At 71.6% G+C, this 6,836-nt stretch carries 6 protein-coding genes; all 6 read left to right on the top strand.

Annotated features, from left to right (window positions below; all coding sequences use genetic code 11):
• Positions 1-207 precede the first annotated feature (207 nt).
• The 6 genes from ACZ5VD_RS43105 to ACZ5VD_RS43080 all read left to right on the top strand — a co-directional run bounded on the left by ACZ5VD_RS43105 (position 208) and on the right by ACZ5VD_RS43080 (position 6,598).
• Positions 208-774 (top strand): hypothetical protein, encoded by a 567-nt coding sequence (locus tag ACZ5VD_RS43105; protein ID WP_468553747.1) that lies wholly within the window; start codon positions 208-210, stop codon positions 772-774.
• On the top strand, positions 771-2,096 hold the full coding sequence (locus ACZ5VD_RS43100) for a peptidoglycan-binding protein (RefSeq protein WP_468685928.1): 1,326 nt from the start codon (positions 771-773) through the stop codon (positions 2,094-2,096). The genes ACZ5VD_RS43105 and ACZ5VD_RS43100 overlap by 4 nt, the downstream gene beginning before the upstream one ends.
• Positions 2,093-2,818, top strand: coding sequence for an ABC transporter ATP-binding protein (locus ACZ5VD_RS43095; RefSeq protein WP_468553749.1), 726 nt, complete (start codon positions 2,093-2,095; stop codon positions 2,816-2,818). Before ACZ5VD_RS43100 ends, ACZ5VD_RS43095 begins: the two co-directional genes overlap by 4 nt.
• 80 nt (positions 2,819-2,898) lie before the next feature.
• Positions 2,899-4,071 (top strand): ABC transporter permease, encoded by a 1,173-nt coding sequence (locus ACZ5VD_RS43090; RefSeq protein ID WP_468685938.1) that lies wholly within the window; start codon positions 2,899-2,901, stop codon positions 4,069-4,071.
• Positions 4,072-4,184: 113 nt separating this feature from the next.
• Positions 4,185-5,249 carry a 3-deoxy-7-phosphoheptulonate synthase gene (gene aroF, locus ACZ5VD_RS43085; RefSeq protein WP_468553750.1) on the top strand — a complete coding sequence of 355 codons (1,065 nt, stop codon included), beginning with the start codon at positions 4,185-4,187 and terminating at the stop codon, positions 5,247-5,249.
• A gap of 359 nt (positions 5,250-5,608) precedes the next feature.
• Positions 5,609-6,598 (top strand): streptomycin biosynthesis protein, encoded by a 990-nt coding sequence (locus ACZ5VD_RS43080; RefSeq protein WP_468685927.1) that lies wholly within the window; start codon positions 5,609-5,611, stop codon positions 6,596-6,598.
• Positions 6,599-6,836: the final 238 nt, after the last annotated feature.

Genomic DNA, 6,836 nt, shown 5'->3' with positions numbered 1-6,836 from the left:
GAACTCGCCCTGCCAGCCTCCGTACTTTACCCCGTACGCCCACCCCCCCCCCCCCCCCTTCCCCCCCCCCCCCCCCCTCACCCCCCCCCCCCCCCCCCCCCCCCCCCCCGGGCCACTTCGCGTCGTGGGCGGCATGCGTGTCATGGGTGGTGCGGGTGCCGTCTTTTGTGTCCGCCGTGTGACCGGCCGCTGCGTAGAACTGATCGCATGTTCACTCTGAAGAAGCGAGCTCTCTCGCACAGCGTGCTGGCCGCGTCGGCGCTCGTCGTCGCCCTCTGTGTGACCGGATGCTCCGACGACGACACGCCCGACGCCAGCAGCGAGGTCGGCAACGAGGTTTCGGCTTCCCCGACCAGCCCCTTCGAGAAGGCACTGGACTACGCCCAGTGCATGCGGTCCAACGGCGTCGCCAACTTCCCCGACCCGCAGCAGGACAGCGGCGGCGTCCGGATCAGCCCCGGTGACGTCGACCCGAACTCGGCCGACTACCAGAAGGCGGAGGAGGCCTGCCGGGACAGGATGCCGCAGGGCCAGGGCGGCTCCGGCGGCGCCGGAGGCGGCCAGCTCGACTCCGCCAAGGTCGCCGAGTGGGCCAAGTGCCTGCGGGAGAACGGGCTCACCAAGCTGCCCGACCCGGAGATCAACGGCGGCAACATGACGATCGACCCCAAGGCGGCCGGGATCACGCCCGAGGAGTTCCAGAAGGCGCAGCAGGCCTGCCAGGACAAGTACCCGGGCGGCGGCCTGATGCTGGGACCGGGGCCGGGCCAGTGACGACCTCCGACGAGACCGAACTCGCGGTGCGCGGCGAGACGCCGAACACCCTGGAACGCAGGACACCGGACACCGTGGCGGCCACCGGGACCGAGGAGCCGGCCGAGCCGCCAGACACCAGGAGCGACGACGGCGGGGCCGACGCCGACGATCCGGCGTCGGCCCCGGGGGGCCGCGGGCGCCGCCCGGTACGCACCGTGCTGCTCGTGGTGGTCGCGATCGCCGTCGCCGTGGCCGCCGGGATGGCCGCGTCCGGAACGTTCGGCAGCGACGGCGAGGACCCGGCGAACACCGCCCCCTCCGGGCCGCCCGCCACGACCAAGGTGCAGCGCACCACGCTCACCGACACCGAGACGGTGGACGGCAACCTCAGCTACGGCGACGCGACCGACGTCCAGGCCCCGGCCTCCGCCGCCGGCACCGGCTCGGGCACCGGCCAGCAGGGCTCCGGGAGCGGCGGCACCGGTGCCGGAGTGATCACCTGGCTGCCGACCGACGGCGTCGTCCTCGAACGCGGTGACACCGTCTACCGGGTGGGCCAGCAGAAGGTGCCGCTGCTGTACGGCTCCATCCCCCTCTACCGCACCCTGCAGATCGGGGAGGAGGGCGAGGACGTCAAGATCCTCGAAAAGAACCTGAAGGCCCTCGGTTACACCGGCTTCACCGTCGACGACACCTACACGTCCGACACGGCCGACGCCGTCCGGGAGTGGCAGGAGGACCTCGACCGGGAGGAGACCGGCACCGTCCAGATCGGTGACGCCGTCGTGGCCTCCGGCGCCCGCCGAGTCGCCGAGGTCAAGTCGGTCCCCGGCGCCCTGCTCAGCGGCAGCCTGCTGTCCTGGACGGGCACCTCGCGGGTCGTGAACGTCGACCTCGACCCCCAGTACGAGGACCTCGTCAAGAAGGGCACCAAGGCGACCGTCACCCTCCCCGACGACACGACCGTCGAGGCCGTGGTGACCGACGTCGGCACCCCGCCGCCCACGCAGAGCGGCTCCGGGAGCGACTCGGGTCAGCAGTCCGAGGGCGGCAGCGACACCGCCACCATCCCGGTGCAGCTGGAGATCGAGGACCAGAAGAAGCTCGGGCGGTACCAGGCCGCCCAGGTCGACGTGGTCCTCAAGGCCGAGACCCGCGAGGACGTCCTCGCCGTACCCGTCAACGCGCTGACCGCCCAACGCGGCGGCTACGCCCTGGAGGCCGTGACCGACAAGGGCGTCGCGTACGTCCCGGTGAAGCTCGGCATGTTCGCGGGCAACCTGGTCGAGGTGACCGGGGCGACCGTCAAGGAAGGCATGGTCGTGGGGGTGCCCAAGTGACCGGTCCGGCCCACCCCGTCGTCCACCTGAACGGGGTCACCAAGACCTACGGCGATGTCCAGGCCCTCAAGGGCGCCGACCTCGTCATCAGACGCGGCGAACTGCTCTCCATCGTCGGCCCGTCCGGCTCGGGCAAGTCGACGATGCTCAACATCATGGGCACCCTCGACCGGCCCACCGCCGGCACGGTGCGCATCGACGGACACCTCACGGACGAACTCACCGACCGTGAACTGTCCGCGCTGCGGGCCGGCACCATCGGCTTCGTCTTCCAGCAGTTCCACCTCGCCCAGGGGGTGCCGTCGGTGGACAGCGTCGCCGACGGGCTGCTCTACAGCGGCAGGCCGCGCGCCTGGCGGCGCCGGAAGGCCGAGGCAGCGCTGCGCCGGGTCGGCCTCGGCCACCGGCTCGGCCACCAGCCGCACCAGTTGTCCGGCGGCGAGAAACAGCGGGTGGCCATCGCCCGCGCCGTACTCGGCGACCCTCCGCTGCTGCTCGCCGACGAGCCGACGGGAGCGCTCGACTCCCGCTCGGGTGCCGTGGTGATGGAACTGCTGCACGAACTGCACGAGGCGGGCACGACGGTGGTGGTCATCACGCACGACCACGACATCGCCGCGTCCCTGCCCCGCGAGGTCCGGGTCAGGGACGGCCTGATCGAGTACGACTCCGGCCGCCCGGCGGCACTCGCCGGCCGAGTCCCCCAGGAGATCACGTCATGAGCACGCTCCACACCGAGCCGGAGGCGGAGGAGCTGGAGTGGCTCACGCTGCCGCCTCCCACCCGCCCCAGGCCGGCCAGGATGGGCCCGGCCGACGTGCTGCGGGTGGGCGGTTCCGGTCTGCGGTCCCGGCCGATGCGGGTCTTCCTGTCCGCGCTCGGCATCGCCATCGGCATCGCCGCCATGGTCGCGGTGGTGGGCATCTCCAGCTCGTCCACCGAGGGACTCAACCGACGGCTCGCGGCCCTCGGGACCAACCTGCTCACCGTCACACCCGGGCAGTCGATCAGCGGTGACACCGCGCACCTGCCCGACGAGGCGGTCGGCATGATCGGCAACATCGATGCCGTCGAGTCGGTGTCCGCCATCGGCAAGACGAGCGCGAAGATCTACCGCAACGACCACATACCCAAGGAGGAGACCGGCGGTCTCACGGTCGTCGCGGCCCGCACGGATCTGCCGAAGAGCACCGGAGCGGAGATCGTCGACGGCCGGTGGCTGAACGGCGCCAACAGCCGGTATCCGGCGGTGGTCCTCGGCGCCAAGGCGGCGCAGCAGATCGGTGTGCATCAGGCCGGCGAGGACGTCCAGGTGTGGATCGGCGGACGCTGGTTCACCGTGGTCGGCCTGCTCGCCCCCAACGAGCTCCTGCCGGAACTGGACTCCGCGGCCCTGGTGGGATGGCCGGTCGCCGAGGAACTCCTGGGCTTCGACGGATATCCGACGGCCGTCTACACCCGTACCGACGAATCCGCCGTCGCCGACGTGCAGGCCGTGCTGGGCGCCACCGCCAACCCCCAGAACCCCAGCGGCGTCAACGTCTCGCGCCCCTCCGACGCGCTGGCCGCGAAGGAGGCCACCGACGAGGCGCTCAGCGGGCTGCTGCTGGGACTCGGCGGTGTGGCCCTGCTGGTGGGCGGTGTCGGCGTGGCCAACACGATGGTGATCTCCGTGCTGGAGCGCCGCTCCGAGATCGGTCTGCGCCGTTCGCTGGGGGCGACCCGGGGCCAGATCCGCACCCAGTTCCTGTCCGAGGCACTGCTGCTCTCCGCGCTCGGCGGACTGGGCGGCGTACTCCTCGGCATCGGCGTCACGGCCGGATACGCCGGCTACCAGGGCCTGCCGTCCGTCGTGCCGGTCTGGGCGATGGTCGGTGGCGTCGGCGCCACCCTCGTCATCGGCGGTCTCGCCGGTTTCTACCCGGCCGTACGCGCCGCCCGGCTGCCCCCCACGGAGGCCTTGGCCACCACCTGAACGGCGATGCCCCCTGCTGGTCATCCCCCGTCCGGCGGGGGCATCGCTCCCCGGTCCCATGCATGCCACCCACGTCCCGCAGCAATCAGCAGCCAGCAGACAGAGGAGAAGTCATGGTCGTGGTGATGGCCCCCGAGGCTACCCAGGAAGACGTAGAGGCCGTCGTCGCACTCGTGCGGGCGGCGGGCGGTGACGCCTTCGTCAGCCGCGGTGTCTCCCGCACCATCGTCGGACTCGTCGGCGACGTCGACGACTTCGAGGCACTCAACCTGGGCAGCCGCCGCGGTGTCCTCCAGGTCATGCGGGTGTCCGTCCCGTACAAGCTGGTCAGCCGGGAGCACCACGCCGCGCGCTCCGTGGTCAGGGTCGGCGGTGTGCCCATCGGGCCCGGCACGCTCAGTGTGATCGCCGGACCCTGCGCGGTGGAGAACGCCGAACAGACGCTGCAGGCCGCCCTGCTGGCCCGGAAGGCGGGCGCCTCGCTGCTGCGCGGCGGCGCGTTCAAACCGCGTACCTCGCCCTACTCCTACCAGGGGCTCGGCGAGGCCGGCCTCAGGATCCTCGCCGAGGTCCGCGCCGAGACGGGGCTGCCGGTGGTCACCGAGGTCATCGACCCGGGCGACGTCGACATGGTCGCCTCCTACGCCGACATGCTCCAGGTCGGTGCCCGCAACATGCAGAACTTCGCGCTGCTCCAGGCGGTCGGCCGGTCGGGCCGGCCGGTCCTGCTCAAGCGGGGACTGAGCGCCACCATCGAGGAATGGCTCAGCGCCGCCGAGTACATCGCCCAGCGCGGCAACCTCGACATCGTGCTGTGCGAACGCGGCATCCGCACCTTCGAGAGCGCCACCCGCAACACCCTGGACATCAGCGCCGTCCCGGTCGTCCAGCGCCTGTCGCACCTGCCCGTCATCGTGGACCCCTCCCACTCGGGGGGCCGCCGCGACCTGGTCGTACCGCTGGCCCGGGCCGCGCTCGCGGCCGGCGCGGACGGTGTCATCGTCGATGTGCACCCGCGGCCCGGCGAGGCGCGGTGCGACGGCGAACAGGCCCTCACCGGAGACGACATCCGGGAGATCGCGGACGCCGTCACGATCCTGTCTCCGCTGATGGGCCGGTCCCTCACCATGCCGCTGCCCGCCCGTCCGGGCACCCGGCGCGTCGCCCGCGCGAGCTGACCCCTCCCCACCCGGGGACACCCCCGTCCTCCCCGGGGGTGTCCCCGATCCCGCCGCTTCGCCGACCCTTGCAACCCCTAGGAAACAGGGGGCGTAAGGGTCGTTCGGGCGCTGCGGTCAGGGGTTTCGATGTGGATTCAATGCTGTTAATTTCGGACACATCTGCGGAAGTACGACAGCCGCTGAGATCTTTTGCTCCACATCGTCAAGGGGGAGTCGAGAGCATTGGAAACTGGCTGGTTCCTGCAATCCCAGGCAAAACACCGTGTATATGTCGCCCATGGGGTGGTGCGGCAAGAAAACCTTGCGCGGACGGTGGCCTTCGGCCGTGTCCGCGACGGCGATTGAGAGGCGCCGGGATGGAACCCGAGGAGGAGGAACTCAAGCAGCAGCCCGTCGTGGAGGTCGAGATCGACACCCTCGACCTGTCGGGCTCGCCACGACTGGCCGGAGAGCGGCCGGAACACATTCAGATCCTGGCCGCCGTCCAGGATCCGCTGCCGCCCATCACGGTGCACCGGTCGACGATGCGCGTCATCGACGGCTTCCACCGGCTGAAGGCCACCCGCCTTCGGGGCGGACACACCATCGCCGCCAGGTACTTCGACGGGGACGAGGCGGCGGCCTTCGTCCTGGCGGTGAAACTGAACGTCGCCCACGGTCTGCCACTGGCCCTGTCGGACCGTAAACGCGCCGCCGACCGCATCATCGTGACGCACCCTCAGTGGTCGGACCGGCGGGTCGCCTCCGTCACCGGGATCTCCCCGGGGACCGTCGGCGACCTGAGGCGGAGGATGAGCCTCGACGCCGGGCCGAGCGGGCGCCGACTGGGTCAGGACGGCCGGCTTCGCCCGCTCGACGGCAGTGTGGGGCGGCTCCACGCGCAGGAGTTGCTCACCGAGAACCCGGGCCTGTCACTGCGCCAGGTCGCCCACGCGGCGGGCATCTCCCCGGAGACCGCCCGCGACGTCCGCAACCGGCTGCGCAACGGTGAGGACCCGCTGCCGCGCAGGCGCCGAGGAGCGGCGGACACCCTGGTGGACCAGCCGAGGGCCACCTCGCTGGGGCTCGTCCGTACGGGCGCTCGCCCCCACGGGGAGCCGGTCCTGGACCGGGCCGCGCTCGTGAAGCGCCTGACGGCCGACCCGGCCCTGCGGTTCACGGAGACGGGACGCAACCTGCTGCGCCTGCTCGCGCTCCACACCGTGCGCGAGGAGGAGTGGGACGCCATCATCAACAACGTCCCTCCGCACTGCACCGACATCGTTGCCGACCTGGCCCGTCAGTTCGCCGACCTGTGGTCGGAGTTCGCGGTCCGGGTCAGGGACGAGGTGCCGCAGATGGGCTGAGCACGCCGAGGGGACCGGGCGTCCGAGTGTCGAAAGCGGACGGTTGGACGCCCGGTCCACCACCCGGGCCGCGAACAACGGGCAGGGGAGACGGGGTTGGCAGAAGGGGTCGGGTGTACGGGGAGGCCGCCGCAGAGAACTCTGCGGCGGCCTCCCCCTCCCACCCCCCCCCCTTTCCCCCCCTCCCCCCCCAAGGTTCCCCATCACCCCAGTCCCCCCGGACCCTCCCAATTCTTTC

Source organism: Streptomyces sp. NPDC032822, from assembly GCF_055578825.1.
Note: the sequence above shows the minus strand (reverse complement) of the source record. Positions and strands in the feature narration are given on the sequence as shown.

Coding starts and splice junctions, on each gene's coding strand:
- ACZ5VD_RS43105 (WP_468553747.1), top strand. CDS start 208: ATGTTCACTCTGAAGAAGCGAGCTCTCTCGCACAGCGTGCTGGCCGCG.
- ACZ5VD_RS43090 (WP_468685938.1), top strand. CDS start 2,899: ATGGGCCCGGCCGACGTGCTGCGGGTGGGCGGTTCCGGTCTGCGGTCC.
- aroF (WP_468553750.1), top strand. CDS start 4,185: ATGGTCGTGGTGATGGCCCCCGAGGCTACCCAGGAAGACGTAGAGGCC.
- ACZ5VD_RS43080 (WP_468685927.1), top strand. CDS start 5,609: ATGGAACCCGAGGAGGAGGAACTCAAGCAGCAGCCCGTCGTGGAGGTC.